The sequence below is a fragment of the Bacillus sp. LNXM65 genome (assembly GCF_002998575.1).
Classification (GTDB): Bacteria; Bacillota; Bacilli; order Bacillales; family Bacillaceae; genus Bacillus.
Genome location: NZ_PVRB01000008.1, coordinates 189,388 through 212,775 on the forward strand (window position 1 = coordinate 189,388; position 23,388 = coordinate 212,775).

General features: G+C 41.9%; 21 protein-coding genes. 5 read left to right on the forward strand and 16 right to left on the reverse strand.

From position 1 onward, the window contains the following. Positions 1–75: 75 nt before the first annotated feature. The 6 genes from pnpS to C6Y03_RS16550 form a co-directional block, all read right to left on the reverse strand. Positions 76–1,818, reverse strand: coding sequence for a two-component system histidine kinase PnpS (gene pnpS, locus C6Y03_RS16525; RefSeq protein WP_106038060.1), 1,743 nt, complete (start codon positions 1,816–1,818; stop codon positions 76–78). Next, the gene (locus C6Y03_RS16530; RefSeq protein WP_066030564.1) at positions 1,811–2,539 is read right to left on the reverse strand and encodes a response regulator transcription factor; all 729 of its coding nucleotides are present in this window, start codon (positions 2,537–2,539) and stop codon (positions 1,811–1,813) included. The genes pnpS and C6Y03_RS16530 overlap by 8 nt, the downstream gene beginning before the upstream one ends. A gap of 186 nt (positions 2,540–2,725) precedes the next feature. Next, a complete protein-coding gene (gene mdh, locus C6Y03_RS16535) occupies positions 2,726–3,664 on the reverse strand; it encodes a malate dehydrogenase (protein ID WP_034661844.1) in 939 nt (312 codons plus the stop codon). Positions 3,665–3,698: 34 nt separating this feature from the next. Beyond that, positions 3,699–4,970 (reverse strand): NADP-dependent isocitrate dehydrogenase, encoded by a 1,272-nt coding sequence (gene icd / locus C6Y03_RS16540; RefSeq protein WP_008346060.1) that lies wholly within the window; start codon positions 4,968–4,970, stop codon positions 3,699–3,701. Positions 4,971–5,119: 149 nt separating this feature from the next. After that, positions 5,120–6,238, reverse strand: a complete 1,119-nt coding sequence (gene citZ / locus C6Y03_RS16545) for a citrate synthase (RefSeq protein WP_034661848.1) — start codon at positions 6,236–6,238, stop codon at positions 5,120–5,122. Positions 6,239–6,613: 375 nt separating this feature from the next. Continuing rightward, on the reverse strand, positions 6,614–7,078 hold the full coding sequence (locus C6Y03_RS16550) for a DUF441 domain-containing protein (RefSeq protein WP_007501699.1): 465 nt from the start codon (positions 7,076–7,078) through the stop codon (positions 6,614–6,616). Between the two features lie 100 nt (positions 7,079–7,178). Between C6Y03_RS16550 and ytvI the strand changes: the two genes are divergently transcribed. Beyond that, positions 7,179–8,297, forward strand: a complete 1,119-nt coding sequence (gene ytvI, locus C6Y03_RS16555; protein WP_106039642.1) for a sporulation integral membrane protein YtvI — start codon at positions 7,179–7,181, stop codon at positions 8,295–8,297. 25 nt (positions 8,298–8,322) lie between these two features. On the opposite strand, the gene C6Y03_RS16560 is transcribed toward ytvI, so the two are convergent. From C6Y03_RS16560 to dnaE, 7 genes are all read right to left on the reverse strand, one after another. Beyond that, positions 8,323–8,712 (reverse strand): FxsA family protein, encoded by a 390-nt coding sequence (locus tag C6Y03_RS16560; RefSeq protein ID WP_060596983.1) that lies wholly within the window; start codon positions 8,710–8,712, stop codon positions 8,323–8,325. 102 nt (positions 8,713–8,814) lie between these two features. After that, a complete protein-coding gene (gene pyk, locus C6Y03_RS16565) occupies positions 8,815–10,575 on the reverse strand; it encodes a pyruvate kinase (RefSeq protein WP_066030563.1) in 1,761 nt (586 codons plus the stop codon). A gap of 27 nt (positions 10,576–10,602) precedes the next feature. After that, complete coding sequence (gene pfkA / locus C6Y03_RS16570; protein WP_012010865.1) at positions 10,603–11,562, reverse strand: 6-phosphofructokinase; 960 nt, start codon at positions 11,560–11,562, stop codon at positions 10,603–10,605. Between the two features lie 341 nt (positions 11,563–11,903). Continuing rightward, positions 11,904–12,881 (reverse strand): acetyl-CoA carboxylase carboxyl transferase subunit alpha, encoded by a 978-nt coding sequence (gene accA / locus C6Y03_RS16575; RefSeq protein ID WP_034661852.1) that lies wholly within the window; start codon positions 12,879–12,881, stop codon positions 11,904–11,906. Next, a complete protein-coding gene (gene accD, locus C6Y03_RS16580; RefSeq protein ID WP_106039643.1) occupies positions 12,866–13,741 on the reverse strand; it encodes an acetyl-CoA carboxylase, carboxyltransferase subunit beta in 876 nt (291 codons plus the stop codon). The genes accA and accD overlap by 16 nt, the downstream gene beginning before the upstream one ends. Before the next feature lie 304 nt (positions 13,742–14,045). Further along, entirely contained in the window at positions 14,046–15,278 is a 1,233-nt protein-coding gene (gene ystJ, locus C6Y03_RS16585; protein WP_034661854.1) for an NADP-dependent malic enzyme, read from the reverse strand. Positions 15,279–15,419: 141 nt separating this feature from the next. Then, positions 15,420–18,755, reverse strand: coding sequence for a DNA polymerase III subunit alpha (dnaE, locus tag C6Y03_RS16590; protein WP_106039644.1), 3,336 nt, complete (start codon positions 18,753–18,755; stop codon positions 15,420–15,422). Between the two features lie 137 nt (positions 18,756–18,892). Between dnaE and ytrH the strand changes: the two genes are divergently transcribed. The 3 genes from ytrH (at position 18,893) to C6Y03_RS16605 (ending at position 20,029) form a co-directional block, all read left to right on the forward strand. Then, positions 18,893–19,234: a sporulation membrane protein YtrH gene (gene ytrH / locus C6Y03_RS16595; protein ID WP_034661856.1), complete on the forward strand. Its 342-nt coding sequence runs from the start codon at positions 18,893–18,895 to the stop codon at positions 19,232–19,234. Then, positions 19,231–19,734 (forward strand): sporulation membrane protein YtrI, encoded by a 504-nt coding sequence (gene ytrI, locus C6Y03_RS16600; RefSeq protein ID WP_060596986.1) that lies wholly within the window; start codon positions 19,231–19,233, stop codon positions 19,732–19,734. Before ytrH ends, ytrI begins: the two co-directional genes overlap by 4 nt. Positions 19,735–19,843: 109 nt before the next feature. Then, positions 19,844–20,029 carry a YtzJ family protein gene (locus tag C6Y03_RS16605; protein WP_003216400.1) on the forward strand — a complete coding sequence of 62 codons (186 nt, stop codon included), beginning with the start codon at positions 19,844–19,846 and terminating at the stop codon, positions 20,027–20,029. Between the two features lie 51 nt (positions 20,030–20,080). On the opposite strand, the gene C6Y03_RS16610 is transcribed toward C6Y03_RS16605, so the two are convergent. Continuing rightward, the gene (locus tag C6Y03_RS16610) at positions 20,081–21,022 is read right to left on the reverse strand and encodes a DHH family phosphoesterase (RefSeq protein ID WP_003216520.1); all 942 of its coding nucleotides are present in this window, start codon (positions 21,020–21,022) and stop codon (positions 20,081–20,083) included. A gap of 147 nt (positions 21,023–21,169) precedes the next feature. On the opposite strand from C6Y03_RS16610, the gene C6Y03_RS16615 reads away from it, so the two are divergent. Further along, positions 21,170–21,472 carry a YtpI family protein gene (locus C6Y03_RS16615; protein WP_003216665.1) on the forward strand — a complete coding sequence of 101 codons (303 nt, stop codon included), beginning with the start codon at positions 21,170–21,172 and terminating at the stop codon, positions 21,470–21,472. Positions 21,473–21,537: 65 nt separating this feature from the next. Here C6Y03_RS16615 and C6Y03_RS16620 read toward each other — a convergent pair whose 3' ends face one another. Both C6Y03_RS16620 and C6Y03_RS16625 read right to left on the reverse strand, forming a co-directional pair. Continuing rightward, the gene (locus C6Y03_RS16620; RefSeq protein WP_106031188.1) at positions 21,538–22,860 is read right to left on the reverse strand and encodes a CBS domain-containing protein; all 1,323 of its coding nucleotides are present in this window, start codon (positions 22,858–22,860) and stop codon (positions 21,538–21,540) included. Between the two features lie 227 nt (positions 22,861–23,087). Beyond that, the coding region (locus C6Y03_RS16625; RefSeq protein WP_142393305.1) for a transposase at positions 23,088–23,388 on the reverse strand (301 nt) is incomplete at its 5' end.

Genomic DNA, 23,388 nt, shown 5'->3' on the forward strand with positions numbered 1-23,388 from the left:
ATCAATGAATGTTTAACAAAACATGAATTCATTGTAAAGATCATGTAAATTTTAACGTGACTTTCCTTTTTTTCTCTAAGTCGATTTCAGACTCACTGTAAAAGTCGTCCCTTTACCTTGTTTGCTGTGGACAGAAATCGTTCCTTCATGCGCTTCCACAAGGTGTTTGACAATGGCTAGACCAAGACCTGTACCGCCTGAATTCCTGCTTCTATCTTTATCAATTCGATAAAATCTCTCAAATATTCTTGGAATCTCGCTTTTCTTCATGCCGATTCCTGTATCTGCTACATCAAATTCATAGGCACCTTTCCGCGGTCTTGCTGAGATGGTAACACTTCCTCCCTCTGGTGTATAGGTCAGGGCATTATTGACGAGATTGAGGAAGATTTGCTTTAACCTTAGCGGGTCTGCCATGACATAGACCGGTTCTTTTGGGACACGCACATGTAGTTGAATGCCTTTTTCTGTAGCCTTTTGACTTAACAGCACTTGAATCTCTTGGATGATTTCTGTCGCATTGGCTTCTTGAATATTCAGCTTGAATTGCTGCTGCTCAATTTTAGAAAGATCAAGTAAGTCTTGAATCAATGTTTCTAGACGGACACTCTCTTTTAAAATGATAGAAAGGAATTCTGTCAGTGCTTCTTTGTCATCAATTGCGCCATCAAGAAGGGTTTCAGAAAATCCTTTAATCGATGTAATCGGTGTTTTTAACTCATGAGACACATTGGCAACAAAGTCTTTTCGCATCTGCTCCAGCTGCTTCGTTTCTGTCACGTCATGAAACACGAGGACAATTCCTTTCCATTCATCGTCTGTACTTAAAATGGGTACACCATCCACTTGGAAGTAGCGGCGTTCAATGTCAACGGCTAGACGTAAAAACTTCCGCACCTTCGTTTCTGTCATGAAAATTTCGTCAATTAATTCGATAATCTCTTCATGTGTAAACGCTTCGTGATACAGCTTGTGCATGTAAATGTGCTTTTGTACCTTAAACTGCTTGCGGAAGGTTCGATTGACTAGGTGGATATAACCCATCTTATCAATCAAAATAATCCCCGCTCCAATATTTTCAATGACCGTTTGCAGCCGGTCTCTCTGCATTTCACCGGCACTTGTCATTTCTTGAAGACTTCCTGCCAAACGCTTCATGGAAGTATTCAGTTCACTTGTTTCAATCATCAACTCTTCATAGTTATTCGTATCATAGTTCCCGCGTTCCAGCTGTTTGGCTACCTTTGTAGCATAATCAATTGGTTTCACATATTTCATCGACATGCGGTACCCAAAGAAAACGATGATGATAATCGCCGAGCCAAGACAAAAGGCTAATGCAAGCCAGAGCTGACCGTCAATTTCATTTAAAGGCTCGTATGACGCATGGAGAAATAAATAACCCGCTGGTTCGTTTTGTTTCAGGATCGGGACAGCATAATGAAACAGCGCATCCTTCTCATCGTCAATGACGACCCCTTTTGTTTGGAGACGTTCATTGTTCAGCGTGTTTCGAATGATGGCCCTTTGTTCTGCTTGACCCGTTGTATGTATGATATTCCCCTTCAGGTCCACAATCGACGCATTCATATCAAAATGCTGCTTTGCCTGATGGAGGACCTCCTTGTTTTGCTTCGCCTTCAGATCGTCACCATTCATGGAAGACATTAGGAAGCTCGATTCCTTTTCCATTCGTTCCGTTAATTTGGTTTCATAGAAAACATGGAACATGTGGTCCAAGAAAAGACCAAGTGCCACAAACACAATAAAAAGGAGAAAAATGAGTCCCGAAAACAGACGGGTTCTAATTTTACTCATTTGACTTTGGCTCCTCCAATTTGTAGCCTAAGCCGCGAATCGTTTTAATGTATGTTGGTTTTTTCGTGTTCTTTTCAATTTTGTCCCGCAAGTGGCTAATATGGACATCCACAATACGAGTGTCACCTGCAAAGTCATAATTCCAAACGGCACTTAACAATAAATCACGCGTGAGGACACGTCCTTTATGCTTCGCCAAATAAAGCAGCAGTTCAAACTCTTTTGGTGTGAGCTCTAGACGTTCTTCCTGGAAATAGACTTCGTAGTGTTCTGGTAAAATGCGCAGTTCACCAATTTTGATTTGGTCTGCAATGATCTCTTCCTTCTCCTCTTGCGTGGGGGCAGGCTGAGATTGCTGTGCTCTTCTCAAGATGGCTTTTACCCGAGCACCCACTTCTCTAGGACTGAATGGCTTTGTCATGTAATCATCGGCTCCAAGCTCAAGGCCTAGCACCTTATCAAATTCATCGTCCTTTGCTGTCAGCATTAAAATAGGGAACATCATTTTTTGAATTCTCAGTTGTTTGCACACTTCAATGCCGTCCATCTTCGGAAGCATTAAATCTAATACAATGAGATCAGGCTGTTCACTTGCTGCTTTTTCAAGCGCTTCTTCCCCGTCTCTTGCTGTGACGACATCATAGCCCGCTCTTTCAAGGTTATAGCTTAGAAGTGTTACAATCGATTCTTCATCATCCACAACTAATATTTTTTTATTCATGTTGTGCCTCCAATTAGTGATTTCCCCTGCATCCGTTTTTTGTATCTTATGTGAAAAGCGAGAAGTCATGCTTTCTCTTTCATTTTAACGAAAGCTTAACAAGAGGACAATTTAAAATTTCGACAAGATTTGTTTTGTAAACAAAAAGAAGACTCCTCATGAGAGAAGCCTTCTTTTTTATTCATATTAAGACAATACTTTCATGACATTCTTAACAGATTCAACAGAACGGTCAAGCTGACTTCTTTCTTCTTCTGTCAGCTCAAGCTCGATGATCTTCTCAAGACCGTTGCCACCTACGATTGTTGGTACACCTAGGTAAATGCCTTCGTAGCCATATTCACCTTCAAGGTAAGCAATCGTCGGCATGACGCGGCGCTGATCTTTAAGGATCGCCTCAACCATTTCGACTAGTGAAGCAGCAGGAGCATAATATGCACTACCGTTACCTAATAGGTTCACGATTTCGCCGCCGCCTTTTCTCGTTCTTTCAACAATTGCATCAATTCGATCTTTTGGAATCAATGTTTCAAGCGGGATACCGCCTGCATAAGAGTAACGAACAAGAGGAACCATATCATCGCCATGTCCACCAAGTACAAAGCCCGTCACATCTTTAACAGATAGGTTTAATTCTTGAGCAACAAACGTACGGAAACGTGCTGTATCAAGAATGCCCGATTGTCCAATGACTTTTTCTTTTGGTAATCCTGATTCTTTATAAACTGCATACGTCATTGCATCAACAGGGTTTGTTAACACAACAATGATGGCTTCTGGAGAATATTTAACGATTTCGCGTGTCACACTGCGCATGATTTTTTCATTTGTTGACACGAGATCGTCACGGCTCATTCCCGGCTTTCTTGCAATTCCCGCCGTAATGACCACGACATCAGAACCGGCTGTATCTTCGTAGTTAGAAGTTCCTGTAATGTTTGCATCGAAGCCTTGAACAGGACTTGCTTCCAGCATATCAAGTGCTTTCCCTTTTGTTGGGTTCTCAAGCTGCGGGATATCGACTAATACGACGTCCGCTAATTCTTTTTGAGCCGTTAGAAATGCTGTAGTTGCTCCAGTAAAGCCTGCTCCGATGACAGATACTTTTTTACGCTTGTTTGCCATTTCCTTTTTCCCCTTTAACTTTAAAGTTTAAGAATCAAGACAAGTTTTTGATGAGCTCGTCAGCAAACTCAGAACATTTCACTTCTGTTGCGCCATCCATTAATCTAGCAAAATCGTAAGTGACGACTTTTGATGCAATTGTTTTTTCAACAGATTGAATCACTAGATCAGCTGCTTCCTGCCAGCCAAGGTGCTCAAGTAAAAGCACGCCTGATAGAAGAACAGAAGATGGATTCACTTTATCAAGACCAGCATATTTAGGTGCTGTTCCGTGAGTCGCTTCAAAAATAGCGTGTCCTGTTTCGTAGTTGATGTTCGCACCTGGTGCGATACCAATTCCACCAACTTGTGCTGCAAGAGCATCAGAGATGTAATCTCCGTTTAAGTTCATTGTTGCCACAACATCGAACTCAGCTGGACGAGTTAGGATTTGTTGAAGGAAAATATCTGCAATGCTGTCTTTGACAATAATTTTGCCAGCAGCTTCTGCTTCACTTTGCGCTTTGTTTGCCGCATCTTTTCCATCTTGTTCTACAATACGATCATATTGTGCCCATGTAAAGACCTTGTCGCCAAACTCTTTTTCAGCCACTTCGTAGCCCCAGTTTTTGAAGGCACCTTCTGTAAATTTCATGATGTTTCCTTTGTGAACAAGCGTCACAGACTTACGGCCTTGGTCGATTGCATATTGGATAGCCGCTCTGACAAGGCGAGAAGTTCCTTCTTCAGAAACTGGCTTGATTCCGATACCTGACGTTTCTGGGAAACGGATTTTGTTTACACCTAATTCATTTTTCAAGAAGTCAATTAACTTCTTCACTTCGTCTGATCCTTTTGCATACTCGATGCCAGCATAGATATCTTCTGTGTTCTCACGGAAGATGACCATATCTGTGTCTTCTGGACGTTTCACAGGAGAAGGTACGCCTTGGAACCAGCGAACTGGACGTAAGCATGTGAATAGATCAAGCTCTTGTCTAAGTGCCACGTTTAATGAACGGATTCCTCCGCCGATTGGTGTTGTCAGTGGTCCTTTGATCGCGATTAAGTATTCACGAATGTCTTCAAGTGTTTGCTCAGGAAGCCATTCTCCAGTTTTATTGTAAGCTTTCTCACCTGCATATACTTCTTTCCAAGTGATTTGCTTTTCACCTTTATATGCTTTTTCTACAGCTGCTTCAAGTACTCTTGATGCTGCTTTCCAAATGTCAGGACCGATTCCGTCCCCTTCGATAAACGGGATAATTGGATTATTTGGTACATTCAATACGCCGCCAGTAACTGTAATTTTTTCGCCTTGTGACAATGATATTACCTCCCAGGTTATGTAGTGAATATTTGAAACTTCTTGGCTTGATGTCTGCAAGCGAAGAAGTTTTTCACGTGATTCGTTTTTTGTTGATATAGAGGCTGATTGGCCTTCCTGAGGATCAGCCCCCGCTTATTCTATAAACATTAGTCTCTTTCACTGATCGGAACAAAGGTTTGAAGATCAGGTCCAATGTAGTCAGCTCTTGGACGGATGAGACGGTTGTTGTCATACTGCTCTAGAATGTGAGCAATCCATCCAGAGAATCGGCTGATCACGAAAATTGGTGTAAATAAGTCATGATCAATCCCAAGACTGTGATATACAGATGCAGAATAAAAATCAACATTTGGTGGAAGATTTTTCTCTGATGTCACGATTTCCTCTGCGCGAACAGACATTTCATACCATTTCGGCTCGCCAGTGAGGTTTGTTAAACGCTGGCTCATTTCTTTTAGATGCTTTGCACGCGGGTCACCTTGACGGTATACGCGGTGGCCAAAGCCCATAATTTTTTCTTTCTTCTCTAGCTTACCATGAATATAGGAATCTACGTTTTCAACTTCGCCAATTTCTGAAAGCATCTTCATCACGCCTTCGTTGGCTCCGCCATGAAGTGGCCCTTTCAGCGCACCGATAGCCGCTGTTACACCAGAGTAGATATCTGATAGTGTAGCAACACATACACGTGCTGTAAATGTCGATGCGTTTAATTCATGATCCGCATGTAGAATGAGTGCCTTATCAATTGCCTCAATTTCTACTGGTGACGGCTCTTCGCCATTTAGCATATACAAGAAGTTCGCAGCATAGCTGTATTCTTCTTTTGGCTGTACAGGCTCAAGTCCCTTTCGAATGCGTGAAAACGTAGCGACTAGTCCAGAAATTTTCGCCTGTAAACGAATGGCTTTTCTGTAATTCGCTTCTTTGTCCATAATCTCTGATTCGTCATCGAGTAAACCTAGTAAGGATACCGCTGTACGAATCGCAGACATTGGATGAACCCCGTCCAGCGAATACGATTTAAAGTGCTCAATGATTTCTTGCGGAATGTGAGCATTTTCATTGAGCTGCTGTTTTAACTCACTCAGCTCTTGCTCATTCGGCAGCTTTAAGTGCCATAACAGGTAGACAATTTCTTCGAATGTAGCTTTTTCAGTTAAATCATCGATATTGTACCCTACATAAGTAAGAGTATCATCAATAATTGAGCTTACGGATGAAGTTGTTGCCACAATACCTTCAAGACCTCTTGTTGCTGTCATGTTCAATCTCCCCTTTTTAAAAAGATTCCCCTTCGTTGCAGAATTCTCGCTTTTTGAAAGCGCTATCCAATCCGAATAAGACGGCAGGTTCAGAAAAGAAAATGCTTACATTTACCTATACGGTTAGAGCGCTTTTAGCCTCATATCTCTTGTGTGATCAATGAGTTCAAAATTAAGCCTATTCCCATTATAAACAATAATCAGACATTTGTTAAATGTTTAACTATAATTTTTTTTGATATTTTTTTTTCCAGTCTTCCATATAAGGCATGGAATAAAGGGATTTTGCTTCTTTTATTATATTTAATTATGTTTTTTTGCAAAAGCTCACGCAAGAAAAAAATAAAAAAGAAAGTGGCATGAACCACTCTCTTTTCAACCGCTGAAAAATTTCACAGCCTGCATCGCCAAATAAGCAATTCCTGCTCCGATCAGCGGACCGACAGCTACACCTTTAAATAAGCTGACTGCCAAAATTGTCCCGAACACAAGCGCTGCCGTGATATGCGGATCATTTTCGAGTAGCACAATACCGTTTTTTGCGATTAATGCTACTAATATACCCGCTCCAAGTGCAATCCAAGCATAAGAAGATTTCATGGCTTCTCCAAGCTGCTTAAATCCAATGTCACCTGTTGCTATAGGAACAAGCACAGCAATTGTAATGACGGTGACACCCCAATTGATGCCTTTTGATTGGAGAACCGGGAAAATTTTTTGATCCAAACCAATCAGCTTAATCGCAATCAGCACAGAAACCGCTAAAATTAATGAATTGTTCTTTGCAATAAGTGCAATAACGAGTAAAAGAACCAAAAATAAATTTGCTTGAGTAAACATACGCCGCCCCTTCCTTTCTTTTTATTGCGACCTTTTCATATTACTAATCTTTTTGAATAAAATGAAGTATCGGACATGCTTGTTTTTTGGAGGGGATTGTGTGAATCACGCCTATATGGCCATTTTTCTGCGAAGTTTGATGATGATCAGCATTGCTGTAATTGCGGTTGTCTTTCTATATCAGTCTTTTCCGTTTTTATATCCTTTTTGGATTGCACTTATTGTATCCTGCCTGATTCATCCTGCCGTATGCAAAATAGAAGAGATCACCGGAATGCCGAGAGGAATTGTAGTAGTCATTGTACTACTGCTCTTTTTAGTGGCAGCAGCCGGTTTCATCACACTCTTAGTAGCAGAAATCATTTCAGGAAGTGCTTATTTAGCAAAGGTTCTGCCTGGACACCTTGATCAAATGATTGGTATTGTCGAACGGTTTTTTACAGATAAGATTCTGCCTTTGTACCATGATGTCACCGCCCAATTTAATACGCTTCAAGCAGGTCAAAAGGAATCGATTTTAGGACAAATCCAAGCGCTAGGCGATGAAGCTGCCGCAAAAATAGGGACTTTTCTTTCAAAAACGCTCGAGCTTATCCCGGCTTTTTTAGGTCTTTTGCCTGATGCAGCCGCAACCCTTTTGTTTTCTGCACTGGCGACTTTTTTTATCACGAAAGATTGGTTTACGTTAAAAAAATATGGCTCTCGTATCTTTCCCGCAAAATGGATGCAGCATACACGCGCCATTTTATCTGAAATCAAAAAAGCCATTACCGGTTTTATGAAGGCGCAGCTTCTGCTTGTTGCTATGACCATCGGCCTCGTCGTCATTGGTCTGATCATCTTAAAAGTCGAGCATGCCCTTGTCATTGCTTTATGTATTGGGTTTGTCGATTTACTTCCTTATATCGGGAGCGGTACTGTTTTTCTGCCTTGGATCATTTACTCCGCTATGACAGGAAATCTTTCACTCGCTATCGGGCTCGGCATTTTGTATATTGTCGTGCTCATTCAAAGACAAATTTCAGAGCCAAAAGTCTTAAGCAAGTCCATTGGGCTTAATCCTTTAGCAACGCTTGTGGCATTATTTGTCGGGTTAAAATGCTTTGGTTTTCTTGGACTTGTCATTGGTCCTGCTTCCCTTGTCGTGTGGCAGGCATTTCGTAATGCAGGTGTTTTTAGAGATATCTATCAATACATTCGGTACGGCATGCAAAAGTAAAAGAGACCTTGAGCTCAAGGTCTCTTTAGCGAATAATCGTATAGCGATTGCGATTAGACATGTTTCTAAGCCAGCGTTCAAAGAGCGGCTTGATTTGCTTTCTCGTCATCGGAATGAGTAGCAGTGCACCAATGATATCCGATAAGAAGCCGGGAATGAGCAGCAGCAGACCGCCAATCAGAATGCAAAAACCATCGACAATCGCTATGCCTGGCATTTTACCATACTGTAAATCTCTCTGCACTTTTTGAAAAGCTTCGATTCCTTGCTTTCTTGCAAAATAAGCACCTAGTGCACTCGTGAGCACGATCATCAGCATCGTTGGCAAAATGCCAATGATTTTACTTGATATTAAAAATAAACTGATTTCCACTGCAGGGAACAGAATCAATAATAGTAGCAAATATTTTTTCAACCATATCACCTCATGGGGTATCTTTCATCGAAAGCTGTTTTACTTTTTTTAGTGTAACATAAAAAAAGAGAGGAGTCAGATAACTCCCCTCGTGTGTATGATTTAAAGGACGCTTGCTCGGCCTTTGTAGATCGCTCCGCGTGCCGGATCTACTGTGATCTCTTCGCCTTCTTTTAGCAGTGTTGTTGCGCTGTCAAGACCCACAATCACTGGAATACCAAGGCTGAGTCCAACGACTGCTGCATGGCTTGTTAAGCCGCCTTCTTCAGTGATCAAGGCAGATGCTTTTTCTAAAGCACCCATCATATCACGGTCTGTACAGTTTGCGACAAGAATCGCCCCATCGTACATTTTTTCGTCTGCTTCTTTTCCGCTTTGTGCAATGACAACCGGTCCAAATGCAGATTTACGGCCAATTCCTTGACCTTTCGCAATGATATCACCAACAACATATACTTTCATTAAGTTCGTTGTACCTGTTTCACCAACTGGCACACCAGCTGTAATGACGATTAAATCGCCATGTCTCACATAGCCCGTTTCGATCGACTTCTCGACTGCATTCTCAAGCATTTCATCAGTAGACGTCGTTTTTGATCCGCTCTTTGCAAATACACCGAATACGAGAGACAGCTTTCTTGCTACTGATTCGTTTGCTGTGACCGCTACGATTGGTGCTTTTGGTCTATATTTTGAAATCATTCTCGCTGTATGACCGCTTTCCGTAGGTGTCACAATCGCTGCCACGTCAAGCTTCATCGCTGTATGTGCAACAGATTGACCGATGGCATCTGTAATGCTGACTTCTACTTCTTCGCTTCTGCGAGAAAGAATTGCTTTATAGTTGAGTGCATCTTCTGAACGTGATGCAATGTTATGCATCGTTTGTACAGCTTCCACTGGATATGTTCCTGCTGCTGTTTCACCAGAAAGCATAATCGCATCTGTGCCATCAAAAATGGCATTTGCCACGTCACTTGCTTCCGCACGAGTTGGACGAGGATTACGCTGCATGCTATCAAGCATTTGGGTAGCTGTGATGACAGGTTTGCCTAAACGATTGCATTTTTTGATCAGCATTTTTTGAACAAGCGGTACTTCTTCTGCCGGGATCTCTACACCAAGATCTCCACGCGCAACCATCAAACCATCTGATACCTCAAGGATTTCATCGATGTTATCAACACCCTCTTGGTTTTCAATCTTAGGAATGATTTGAATGTCAGCTGCATTATTCTTTTCAAGAAGCTCACGAATTTCAAGGACATCAGAAGCTCGTCTAACAAAAGAAGCAGCGATGAAATCGACGCCTTGTTCAATTCCGAACAGAATATCATTGGCATCCTTTTCTGTAATACCTGGCAGGTTCACACTTACACCTGGTACGTTTACACCTTTTTTGTTTTTGAGCGTGCCTGTATTCATGACCTTTGTGACGATTTCTTTGCGGTCCATGTTAATTTCTTTCACTTCTAAACCAATAAGACCATCATCTAATAGAATCGTTGAGCCCACTTCTACATCATGAATTAAATCTTCATACGTCACACTAATTTTTTCCGTATTTCCAACAATATCTTCCATACTCACGATAAGATCTGCACCAGCGACTAGCTCAATTGAGCCGTTTTCAACTGTACGTGTACGGATCTCTGGACCTTTTGTATCAAGAAGGATCGCAATGTCCTTGCCTAATGTTTTACCTGCTTTACGAATGTTTTCAATGCGTGCACCATGCTCTTCAAAATCTCCATGAGAGAAGTTTAGTCTGGCTACATTCATTCCTGCTTCAATCAATTCAGTCAGCTTTTCAATGGTTTCACTTGCTGGACCGATTGTACAAACGATTTTTGTCTTTCTCATTACTGTTCCTCCTAAGGTCTTCTCGTTTTATATAGAGAGCTCTTGTGAAAGTCGGTACATATTTTGATCGACTGTATGTTTTTTATCTAAGATATCTAAAATATCGTGGTGAACGAGTTCGTTGCTTTGAATGCCCACACAGCGTCCGCCTTTTCCTTCAAGAAGAAGTTCTACTGCGTATGCTCCTAAACGGCTTGCCAGTACTCGGTCAAATGCGCTTGGAGAACCTCCGCGCTGAATATGTCCTAAGACAGATACACGGGTTTCAAGGCTTGTCTCCTCTTCAATCCGCTTACCAAATTCAACACCGCTGCCTACGCCTTCTGCGACGATAATGATACTGTGCTTCTTGCCGCGCTCGTGCCCTCTTCTTAACCTCGCAATAATTTCATCCATGTCATAGTCTGCTTCAGGAATCAAAATAGATTCGGCTCCGCCTGCAAGACCTGACCAAAGAGCAATATCACCAGCATGTCTTCCCATTACTTCCACTACGTATGTACGTTCATGAGATGTGGCTGTATCACGAATTTTATCAATGGCGTCAATGACTGTATTCAGTGCTGTATCAAAGCCAATAGTGAAATCAGTACCTGGGATATCGTTGTCGATTGTACCCGGGACACCTACACATGGAAAACCAAGCTCAGTTAATTTCTTCGCTCCCATGAATGAACCGTCTCCGCCGATCACAACAAGTCCTTCAATACCGAATTTTTTTAAGTTCTCAATGCCTTTTTCACGACCTTCAACTGTCTTGAATTCAGGGCATCTTGCCGTGTAAAGTTTTGTTCCTCCACGATGAATGATATCGCCAACTGAACCTATTTCAAGTTTCTCAATTTTACCGTTAATTAGACCTGAATATCCATTATAAATACCGTAAACTTCAACATTATGGTAAATCGCTTTCCTTACAACTGCGCGCACAGCTGCATTCATTCCTGGGGAATCCCCACCGCTCGTTAAAACTCCTATACGCTTCATCTTTTTCACCTCAGAGACCATATATGAATTAAACATACCATTTCCACTGCTTGAAAACAATCATGAGCAAAACCGGATGTTTTCAATACGTATTTCTAAAACCGTACTTATTATACAATTAAATAAACCGTTTTTAAACAAAAGTTAAGAAAGTCATGAAAGCAATTCTTTCAAAAACGAGGAAGATCGATCCTTCTAAAGCTTATCATATCAAGGTTTTCAGACGTTTCAAATTTTATGAAAACAAAAGAAAATTATTTTCAAATAGCGCTTACATGAGGACGGTTTTCATGAAAAAGGATGAAAAAAATAAACGCCAGCCAAAAAGGCTGTACGTTTATTTAGTTTACCCCAATATATTGATTTTCAACCGATACTTTCCCGATTGCTTTGTATTTTTGATATCTTTGTTCGACTAGTTCTTCAGGTGTTAGTTTGAGCAAAGATGTAAGTGACTGTTTTAATGTTTTTTTAATGTAGGCTGCTTGTTGTTTCACGTCTCGATGTGCTCCACCTTGCACTTCTTTAATAACATCATCTATAATATCTAATTCTTTTAGGTCTGGAGCGGTAATTTTCATTGTCTCTGCAGCTTTTTTCGCAAGTGATGAGTCCTTCCAGAGCAGTGCTGCTGCACCTTCAGGTGAAATCACTGAATACGTTGAATTCTCTAGCATGTATAGGTGGTTTCCTACGCCTAAGCCTAGTGCGCCGCCACTTCCGCCTTCTCCGATGACAATACAGACAACCGGTACACGAAGTCCTGCCATTTCGAATAGGTTTTTCGCAATTGCTTCACTTTGTCCGCGTTCTTCAGCTGCTTTCCCAGGATAAGCTCCTTTTGTATCAATAAAGCAAATGATCGGGCGATTAAATTTATCTGCTTGTTTCATCAAGCGCAGCGCTTTACGGTAGCCTTCTGGATGAGGCATTCCGAAATTACGGCGCAAGTTTTCTTTTGTGTCTTTTCCGCGCTGATGGCCAATGACTGTGACAGGAAGCCCTTTAAACGTGGCGATTCCTCCAACAATGGCTTCATCATCACCATAGAAACGGTCACCATGACATTCGAAAAAGTTGTCAAACAGCTCTTGAATGTAATCGAGAGTTGTTGGACGCATCGCATGACGAGCAATTTGCACTCTGTCCCACGGCTTTAAATTTGTATAAATGTCTGCTTCAAGCTTGCTCAGACGTGTTTCAAGGCGCTCAATTTCTGCACTTAAATCCATTTCAGAGTTTTGTGTGAACTTTTTCAGTTCATCAATTTTCGCTCGAAGTTCAATGACAGGTTTTTCAAATTCTAGTTCTCCAGCCACTCTCGTTCACCTCCTGTGCTGTGTAATGCTAAGATTCGGCCTAGTGTTTCTTTCATCTCTGCACGATGAATGACAGCATCCAGCTGTCCATGCTTCAACAAAAATTCAGCCGTTTGGAAGTCCTCTGGCAGGTCTTCACGGATTGTTTGTTCAATGATTCTACGGCCTGCAAACCCAATTAAAGCACCAGGTTCTGCAAAGTTGTAATCACCAAGAGAGGCGAAACTAGCTGATACACCGCCAGTTGTCGGGTTGGTCATCACAGAGATAATCAAACCTCGGTCCTCGCTGAACAGTTTTAATGCTGAGCTTGTTTTTGCCATCTGCATGAGACTGAGGATCCCCTCTTGCATTCTCGCTCCGCCCGATGCAGTAAAGATGATAAATGGCACCTTGTCCGCCTTTGCTTTCTCAATCGCCAGTGTGATCTTCTCACCAACAACCGAGCCCATGCTGCCCATACGGAATGTGGCATCCATGACAGCGATCACAGCACGCTGGCCTTCAATTTCACCTTGACCTGTGACAATGGCTTCATTCAAAGACGTTTTTTCTCTGTCTTTCTCAAGCTTTTCTTCGTAGCCTGGGAATCCGAGCGGGTTTTCTGAGATCAGGTGCCCGTTAAATTCTTCAAATGTGCCTTCGTCTACAAGGCTATCAATACGCTGCTTTGCATTCATTTGCAAATGTCTGCCGCAATTCATGCAAACACGTAAATTTTTATCTAATTCTTTGGTGAGCATTATTTTTTTACATTGCGGACATTTGGTCATGATGCCTTCAGGCACATCTTGGCTTGCCTGTTCAGAGGGTACAGATGCATATTTTTTCTTTTTACTGAAAATATTTTTGATTGACAAATGACTACCTCCCTTTTTGAAGGGTTTTTTCTTTACACGCACATCCACTATTATAGGACATGTCATAACTGTACCGAAACTATTGTACTTTTTTTGTCAAACGCTGTCATCCTTCATTCAATTTTTTCAATGGGGAATTGATGAGAAATGAGTATGTGTTTGGGGCGCTGAGCAGTTGATATATGTGAATTGTGAACGTCTACAAAAAAATATCATTCCGGATGAAAAAATTTTCGCGTAAGAGAGGAAATGGTGCACGTCTTTCCTCCAATTTCAGAAAGAACGTGCACACTTTTCCAATTGATTATTCGCCGATAATCGTTAATTTTCTTGTTTTTTCAGCGACTGCTTCTGGATCGACTTTGATTCTTGCAACGCCAGTTTCCATTGCTGCTTTTGCTACCGCTTTTGCTACCGCTGGTGCTACACGTGCATCAAATGGTTCAGGGATGACGTATTCAGCTGACAATTTCTCATCTGAAACAAGAGAAGCAATCGCTTCAACGGCTGCAATTTTCATTTCTTCGTTAATGTGAGTTGCACGTACATCTAATGCTCCGCGGAAAATTCCTGGGAATGCCAGTACGTTGTTCACTTGGTTCGGGAAGTCAGAACGGCCAGTTCCTACAACACTTGCACCTGCTGCATGTGCATCTTCTGGCATGATCTCTGGATTTGGATTCGCCATAGCGAAGATGACAGGATCTTTTGCCATTTTTCCAACCATTTCTTTTGTTAAAGCGCCTGCTACTGAAACCCCGATGAAGACGTCTGCGCCTTCAATGACTTCTTCTAATGAACCTTCTTTACGGTCTTGGTTCGTGAATTTAGCGACTTCATTTTTCACTGTATTCATACCGTTCGGGCGGCCTTCGTAAATTGCGCCTTTTGTATCGCACATGATGATATCACGTACACCGAAATGATATAGAAGCTTGATAATCGCAATTCCCGCTGCTCCAGCGCCGTTTGCCACCACTTTGATGGAGGACATTGATTTTCCAGACAGTTTCAGGGCATTTACAAGTCCTGCTACTGTGACAATCGCTGTTCCGTGCTGATCATCGTGGAACACTGGAATGTTTGTCTCTTTTTTCAAGCGCTCTTCGATAATGAAGCAGTTTGGAGCTGCAATATCTTCAAGGTTGACACCGCCAAACGTTGGCTCAAGAAGCTTTACTGTTTCAACGATTTTGTCTACATCGTTTGTCGCAAGCGCGATTGGGAAGGCATCAACGCCCGCGAAGCTTTTGAATAATACAGCTTTTCCTTCCATTACTGGTAGAGATGCTTCTGCCCCAATATTACCAAGCCCTAAAACAGCGCTTCCGTCTGTGACAACAGCGACCATATTGCCTTTCATTGTATAATCATACACTTTGCTTGTGTCGTCATAAATATCTTTACATGGTTCTGCAACACCAGGTGAGTAAGCCAAGCTCAAGTCTTTTGCATTTTTCACTTGTACTTTTGATTTTGATTCGAGTTTGCCTTGATTCTCTTTGTGCATATGTAATGCTTCTTCTCTTAATGACATGTGTAGAACACTCCTTCAAGTGGAAAATGATTTAATGAATTGCTAAGTTGATAAGCACATACTGGCAGTTTTAAATACACAGAATCTTTAAAATGATAACACAATAGGTGAATTTGTAAAACATATTCAGGTGATTTGTCATCATTTAATCACAACGTTTTGTTCACCGAGCAGCTCTTTTAACTGGAAAATCACAGCATGATCTGCATGAACCTTGTATGCATCTGGAAGTCTCACTGTCTTTTTTTGCTTCTCATAATACAAATAGACATCTGCTTCTCCGCTGTGCATCGAGATCACCCGCTTTACTTGCTCTAGCAGTTCCTGCGTATGGTTTTCTTCTTTCACCCGAATGTAGACAGACTCTTTTCTTTGTGTGCCCATCTCTTCAAGCAGAACGGCTTCTTGCACGATGATTTGGCTGCTGTCATTTCTGACATCTATTCTGCCTTCAACATAAAGCATGGCGCCCTCCTCAAGTAAGGGGGACAGCTTTCTAAATTGCTCTGGAAAGACGACGCCTTCCATTTCTCCCGTTTCATCCCCAAATGTGACAAATGCCATCGATTGTCCATTTTTTGTCCGAATCGATTTCACTTTTGTCAAAAGACCACCCATTGAGATCTTTCGCTTTATATAGGAAGAAAGTCTGATGATTTCCACTGCACCATTCTCTCTTAAGCGATCTCGGTACGTTTGTACAGGATGATTTGATAAATATAACCCAAGTGCCTCTTTTTCAAATTGCAGGAGATCGACAAGCGGCAGTTCTTCTATCTCCGCATATTTTGGCTTAATGGAGAAGGTTGTATCCCCCAGAAAGTCCAGTTGATCATCTGGATTTAAAAATGACACGTGGTCTAATGCAATATCTATTGATGCCAATAACGAAGCACGATTTGGATAAAGCTCATCCATCGCCCCTGAAAAAATGAGCGCTTCAATCGTTTTTCGGTTGACACTCTTTGCTGATACTCTTGCGCAAAAATCAAATAAATCTTCAAACGGCTTTTCCTGTCTTGCCCTGTATATATCCTTTACAGCTGACACTCCGACATTTTTGATCGCTCTTAAGCTGTAGCGGATCTCCCCTTTTTCAACCGTAAATGGAAATTCACTCTTATTAATAGAAGGCTTCAACACAGATATCCCTTTTTCCTTTGCCTCATAGAAATATTGAGCGACTTTGTCTTCATTTCCAATCACACTCGTTAAAAGTCCGCACATAAAATATAACGGATAATGCGCTTTTAAGTAAGCAAGCTGAAAGCCAATCATGCTATATGCAACAGCATGGCTTCTATTAAAACCATAGTTTGCAAATTTGACGATTAAGTCATAAACGTCATTTGCAATGTTAACAGGATACTCCTTTTTTAGGCATCCTTCAACAAAATGGCTTCGCTCTTCATCAAGGACCTTTTTATCCTTCTTCGAAACTGCTCTTCTTAATAGATCTGCCTCGCCCAGCTGAAAGCCTGCCATCTTCGCCGCAATCAGCATGATTTGCTCCTGATAGACGATAACCCCATATGTGTCCTTTAAAATGTCATACAAATCAGGATGCGGATAAGAGACCTTGACTCTGCCGTGCTTTCGGTCGATAAAGAGCGGGATATTCTCCATTGGACCTGGACGGTAGAGGGCATTGACCGCCACGATGTCTTCTAAACTAGAGGGCTTCAGGCGTCTCAGCACCTGACGCATTCCTTGTGATTCAAGCTGGAAAATCCCAGTTGTATCTCCCGCTGATAACAATTCAAATGTTTTCTGATCTTCATATGAAATGTCACTAAAGTTAATGTGGACGTTTTCCTGTCTTTCAATCTGGTTTTTAATGGATTCAATTAAGGTTAAGTTTCTTAGTCCTAAGAAATCCATCTTTAAAAGTCCGAGATCTTCTAAATAATTCATCGCATACTGCGTTAAATACACACCATCATGGCCGTCTTGAATTGGAACGACCTCTGTCAGCGGCTCCTCGCTCAGCACAACGCCGGCTGCATGTGTCGAGGTATGTCTTGGCAAGCCTTCAACCTTTAAAGCGGTTTGAAAGACCTTTCGAAGCTCCTCGGATTGCTGGAGCATCGTTTTTAATTCAGGGGATGCAGTCACCGCTTCTTTCAGCGTCGTTCCTGGCTTTGACGGAATCAGCTTTGCAAGACGGTCCGCTGCCTTTGAATCAATCCCCATCACACGTCCGACATCTCTTAAGGCTGCTTTTGCTGCAAGTGTTCCAAACGTGACAATTTGTGCCACATGCATGTCTCCGTATTTGTCTTTTACATAAGAAATGATTTCATCTCTTCTCGTATCGGGGAAATCAATATCAATATCTGGCATACTGATTCGCTCAGGATTTAAGAAACGCTCAAACAACAGACCGTGACGGAGCGGATCAACATCTGTAATAAACAATACATACGCAACAAGTGACCCTGCTGCAGATCCCCGTCCTGGCCCTGTGACAATGCCTTGGTCATGGGCATACTTCATAAAATCCCACACGATGAGAAAATAATCACTGAAATTCATTTTTTGGATAATGCTCAGTTCGTACTCAAGTCTTTTCACATACGTATCATTTGAAGCAATCTTTCTTTGCTTCATCCCTTCTGCGCACACTTTGCGTAAAAACTGATCTGCTGTTGATTGATCAGGAGTCGGATAGGAAGGGAGTTTTGTCTGCCCAAGATTTAAATCGACTTCACAGCGGTCTGCGATCTCCACCGTTCTTGTCAGCAGCTCCTCACCTTGCGCATACCATTCCTTCATTTCTTCAAGGGTTCTGAAATGCTTTTCTCCTCGGTCTTCCTCAATCTCTGACAGCTGCTGCCCTGCTTTAATGGCTTTTAAACACGTATAGGCGGTTTTGTCTTCTCGATTGATATAGTGGACATCTCCCGTCGCAACAAGAGGAATCTCCGCACTTTTTGAGACGTCCCTGAGTTTACCGGCAAGCGATTCGTCTTGCTGAAATGGCTGAAGTGCGATGTACACATGTCCCTCACCGAAAATATCTTTCAATTGTTTCGCCGCATCATGCGCTTCTTCTATCTGATCATGCTGAAGCAGCGTTTCAATGTAGCCAGAAGCGCCTGGCGTAATGGCAATGAGCCCGCGGTGATAGCTTTTCAGCCATTTTTCTTTCAGTCCAGCTTTTGATTTTGATTTCAGCACACTGCTGATTTTGATCAAGTTTTGATAGCCTTCATTGTTTTTGGCAAGGAGTACCAAGGGATAAGACTCTGTCTCTTGTTCATCTATGAAGACAGAAGCTGTTAAACCGATGACCGGCTTGATGCCATGTTTTTTACATTCCTTATAAAATTCAACCGTTCCATACATCACATGGTCATCGGTAAGAGCGAGCGCCTTGCAGCCAAGTTCCTTTGCTTTCAGCACGAGCTCCTTTACTTTTGCCGCACTGCTTAATAAGCTGTATCCACTGTGGACCTGAAGATGAACATAAGACATGCTTAATCCACTCCTTTCGTCTAAAGTCATTCTTTCATTATAAAACGCGATGCGGTGAGAAACAAATGTTCTTTCTTTTCTGTCCGTTCATACTTGTCCCGCACACACCATATATTGAATAGAGTGAGGTGGACACAATGGATGTGAAGGAAGCTTTTATTCCGAATTTTATTAGCTGTTATTTTATTGCTCTTGGGGTCATTTTGGGCGGTGCCATCATAGGTGGTGTTGGTGCTTATTTATCTGGTCAGCCGCCTTTATCCATTATTACGAGTCTTGCCAACCGTTTAAAGATTTGGGCGCTTGTCGCAGCTATCGGTGGAACTTTTGATGCCGTTTATAGCTTTGAAAGAGGCATTTTCGAAGGGAACACGCGTGATATTTTCAAGCAGATTTTATTAATTGTCTCTGCCATGGGCGGTGCGCAAACAGGTTATCTCATTATTACGTGGCTCACACAGGAGCATGTGTCATCATGAGGGTGCCGGAGCTGTACAAACGTCCAGGCTGGCAGCGTTTTTTTGCAGGGATGATGTTTGGCGCGATTGTGAGCTGGCTCATTTTCCTCTTTACATACGGAACCTTTCAGGAAAAGCAGGTGACACAGCTTAGAAGCCAGCAGCACCATATGGACAGTCTGAAAGAACAAATCACACTCTATCGGGAAGATTTGCATAAGTTAAATGAGGATAATAAGAAACGGCTGCTGATCCAAAGCGTAGATGTCCATCTCGTCAATCGTGAGCAATATAAAATCCCAGAGCCAGATACACTGAAATTTGAAGATCAGGTCAAAGAGGATATCTCAGAGGTCATTACAAAGGATATTGAAAGTGTCTATAAAACAAAGGAATTATTAAAACGGACGGTGGAAAACAAAGAATATACCATTCGGGAAAAGGCATACCGCGCCAAAGTGACAGAGCTGACGATTTATACGAAGCTTTCACTTGAAGTGCGCATTTCATTTGCTGAATAAATGATCATGTGGAATTTTTATGAATTTCTGCCCTCAATGATCGCTTTTCCCTCATTATTTTTATACACTAAAAGTAGAACGAGATCTAAAACAGAAAGAGGTGAGGACAATGGAGGTTTACAGCTATCGTCAAATGGCACGAGACAAAGCAAGCCGGATCAAAGACGGTATGTGCGCTTATGCTGAGACAGAAATGATGGCTCATTTAATTAAAAAAGAATTAAAGCATCAAAATCTCCAAGCCTATGAAGATTCAACTGACATCGGCTGCTGGTTTATCCCTGTATGCAAGTAACCCTTTTCTCCATGACAAAAAAAGAGAGAGGGGACTTGAAGCCCCCCTCTCTCATGATGATGATTTACATACTTCTTCTAAATCACGCAAAATCTCATCTGCCACGGCCCAATCATAAATAGACGCACCAGCTGCAAGCGGGTGGCCGCCGCCATGATATTTTTTCGCAATGGTATTAATGACGACGCCTTTCGAGCGGAATCTAACACGAATCTGATCGTTTTCTTCCACAAAAAAGACCCATGCCTTAATCCCTGCAATATTTCCAAGTGTCCCAACAAGCTGTGAGGCTTGCTGCGCTGTTGTTTGGAACGATTCCAAAATATCCTGCTTAATGAAAACAGAGGCGACCCCATTCTCTGACAAAGAAATATGTTGAAAAATATAGCCATTTAATTTCACGACATTCAGATCCGTCTCATACAATTGATTGAAAAGGTCTGAAGATGAAAATGGATATTCAATAAGTTCTCCAGCATATTTGAGTGTCTTTTTCGTCGTGTTTGGGAAAAGGAAGCGGCCTGTGTCTCCTACAATGCCGGCATAAATGAGTTCAGCCGCCTTTGTATTCAGCTGATATCCTTCTTCTTTCCCCTCTAAATACAATTCATAAATCATTTCGCTCACAGAGCTTGCCTCTGTATCCACCCAAAGCAAATCACCATACGGATCTTCATTTGGATGATGGTCAATTTTCATCAGCTTATCGCCCATTGAATAGCGCTGATCGTCAATTCTTGCTTGATTGGCTGTATCACAGACAATGACAAGGGCATCTTTGTACACGTCATCCGGCACCTCATCAAGTTCATACAAAAATGAAAGGGATGGCTCCGGGGTTCCTGTCGCATAAATATTTTTTTCTGGATAGGTGGCACGCAAGATTTCCGTAAGGCCGCACTGCGATCCATACGCATCTGGATCTGGTCTTACATGTCTATGAATGATGATGGTGTCATATAATGATATGGTTCTAATCAGTTCTTTTTTCATAAAAACTCCTTCTTATCCGATACTCTTTTTATTATTAAATCATAATCTATCCTGACGGAAAAGTGAGAAATAGACAATTTATTCTAGTAAGCAAGCCTATTTACGTTTAAAATAGGGTTGTAACCACTTACAATGGAGGCTTGGCACATGCTTGTTTTGATTGTGTTTATTATTTGTTCTGCCATGTTTTATTTATACTACAAAGCAAAGAATGTCCGTACGAACCGTCCAGTCGAAAAGAAATTCTGGTCGGCGAAATCCAGTATGGCACTTGGCTGCTTTGTCCTGCTCTTCGGTGTGAATCAATTATTTTTAAACCGCTCGTCACTCGCATTTGTCATTGGATTTATTTTTGTTGCTGTCGGTATCGGCAGTACGTGGGCTGGATATAAAGCCTACAAGCATTACCTTCCGCTCTTTTTAAAGGAAGGCGAAAAAGATCACGCATAATAAGAGAGAAGGGCTAAAATGATGTTTATTTTAGCCCTTTGTCTTTTTCATCATCGCCTTTACGATTATCCTCTCTCCATGAGCTGCACCATCAGCATCGCTTTACCAACGATATTCGATTGATGATAAACCTCCACTTCCAGCTTTCCAAACTTGCGTCCTACTTCTAAAATATTTGGCTTGATCTGTATCGTGGATTCCATTTGAACCGGTTTTAAGAAGTAGACAGAGAGACTTTCGACAATCAGCTCCCCTTTTTTATGAGACTTTAAGAAGCGGTTGGCGGATTCAATTAAAATTTGCGTGAACACTCCATATGAAATGTTTCCAAGCTGGTTTGTCATTTGGGGTGTGACCTCATATTGATACACAGCATCTGCCTTTGGCTTATCTGTATCGGTATCTTTAAAGCCTCTTGAGACAACATCATCCAGTTTTTCGCCGACCTGCGGCTGCTTTTGAATCATTTGAAGCGCCTTCAGCACATCCTGACGACTGATCATCCCAATTAGTTTCGCATAATCATCTACGACTGGCAGCACCTCAATGCCTTCCCATACCATCATTTGAGCAGCAGAGGCGACAGAGGTTTTTCCAATGACTGTCAGCGGATTTTTCGTCATCACCTTTTCAATCGGTGTAGAGCGGTCATGCCCCGCGATATCCTTTGAGGTGAGGATTCCGTGAATTTTCATTTGGTCGTCTGCGACCGGAAAACGGCCATGGCCAGTTTCATAATTCTTTTCATACCATTTTTCAAGCTTATCCTCTGGTGATAAATACACCGTTCGTTCGATCGGCGTTAAAATATCTTCCACAAGCACAATCTCTTTTTTTATGAGTTGGTCATAAATGGCTCGGTTTATGAGAGCTGCTACGGTAAATGTATCGTAGCTTGTCGATAAGATCGGCAGCTCAAGCTCATCTGCGAGCTGAATGATTTCATCATCTGTTGAGAAGCCGCCCGTGACCAGCACAGCTGCTCCTGCCTCTAATGCTTGTCTGTGTGCATTGATCCGGTTTCCGACAATCAGCAGGTTTCCAGCTGCCGTGTAGCGCATCATCGCATCAAGCTCCATCGCACCGATGACAAATTTGTTTAATGTTTTATGTAAGCCCGTTCGTCCTCCAAGCACCTGTCCATCAATAACATTGACCACTTCTGCATATGTCAGCTTTTCAATATTTTCTTTTTTCTTCTGTTCAATCCGAATGGTACCAACTCGTTCAATGGTACTGACGAATCCTTTATTTTCAGCATCCTTGATGGCCCGGTAAGCGGTCCCTTCACTCACTTTCATTTCTTTCGCAATACGCCGGACAGAAATTTTCTCTCCAACATCTAATGAATCAATATACGATAAAATTTGTTCATGCTTTGTCGCCAATCCCGTTCACCCTTTTTGTTTTCAGCGTTTTCATCTATGTTTCATTATAAGGGCAGGAGGCTTTTAATAGCAATTTGTCTTTTTCAGCACGATACACGTAAACAAAAAAAGCCGGCATTGGAATGCCGGCTTTCAGATTGTAGAGAAACTCATGTTTTTCTACAATCTTTTTTATTTTCATCGTAATTATGATGGATGAGATTTAATGAAAAAGGCCTCCCACACACCTAGCCTAGCTTCGCTAGGTGTGTGGCAATCTTCTTCATGTTTTGACAGGCAGCTGTGAGAAGCACTTGCTCACTCACGTTTTGTTTTCCCCTCAACCGGCAGTAGCGAAGCCCGTGCAGTTGTTTTGAATCTGCAAAGCTTCGCTCTATTTTTTCTTTTCTTTTTATATATATCTCTTTTCCAGAGGCAGACAGACGATTTTGTCTGATCTTTTCTTTGTGTTCCTCCCATACATGTCTTGAGATCACTTTTTGATGATTTTTCGATCTTGTACAGCTCTCAAGGAAAGGACACGATACG

What these genes read in the sequence shown, in the direction of transcription:
- dnaE (WP_106039644.1), bottom strand. Translation starts at nt 18,755, where the DNA reads ATGTCTTATGTTCATCTTCAGGTCCACAGTGGATACAGCTTATTAAGC.
- C6Y03_RS16530 (WP_066030564.1), bottom strand. Translation starts at nt 2,539, where the DNA reads ATGAATAAAAAAATATTAGTTGTGGATGATGAAGAATCGATTGTAACA.
- C6Y03_RS16550 (WP_007501699.1), bottom strand. Translation starts at nt 7,078, where the DNA reads ATGTTTACTCAAGCAAATTTATTTTTGGTTCTTTTACTCGTTATTGCA.
- mdh (WP_034661844.1), bottom strand. Translation starts at nt 3,664, where the DNA reads ATGGCAAACAAGCGTAAAAAAGTATCTGTCATCGGAGCAGGCTTTACT.
- citZ (WP_034661848.1), bottom strand. Translation starts at nt 6,238, where the DNA reads ATGACAGCAACAAGAGGTCTTGAAGGTATTGTGGCAACAACTTCATCC.
- C6Y03_RS16610 (WP_003216520.1), bottom strand. Translation starts at nt 21,022, where the DNA reads ATGAAAAAAGAACTGATTAGAACCATATCATTATATGACACCATCATC.
- C6Y03_RS16605 (WP_003216400.1), top strand. Translation starts at nt 19,844, where the DNA reads ATGGAGGTTTACAGCTATCGTCAAATGGCACGAGACAAAGCAAGCCGG.
- ystJ (WP_034661854.1), bottom strand. Translation starts at nt 15,278, where the DNA reads ATGTCATTAAGAGAAGAAGCATTACATATGCACAAAGAGAATCAAGGC.
- C6Y03_RS16615 (WP_003216665.1), top strand. Translation starts at nt 21,170, where the DNA reads ATGCTTGTTTTGATTGTGTTTATTATTTGTTCTGCCATGTTTTATTTA.
- pyk (WP_066030563.1), bottom strand. Translation starts at nt 10,575, where the DNA reads ATGAGAAAGACAAAAATCGTTTGTACAATCGGTCCAGCAAGTGAAACC.
- ytrI (WP_060596986.1), top strand. Translation starts at nt 19,231, where the DNA reads ATGAGGGTGCCGGAGCTGTACAAACGTCCAGGCTGGCAGCGTTTTTTT.
- ytrH (WP_034661856.1), top strand. Translation starts at nt 18,893, where the DNA reads ATGGATGTGAAGGAAGCTTTTATTCCGAATTTTATTAGCTGTTATTTT.
- pnpS (WP_106038060.1), bottom strand. Translation starts at nt 1,818, where the DNA reads ATGAGTAAAATTAGAACCCGTCTGTTTTCGGGACTCATTTTTCTCCTT.
- pfkA (WP_012010865.1), bottom strand. Translation starts at nt 11,562, where the DNA reads ATGAAGCGTATAGGAGTTTTAACGAGCGGTGGGGATTCCCCAGGAATG.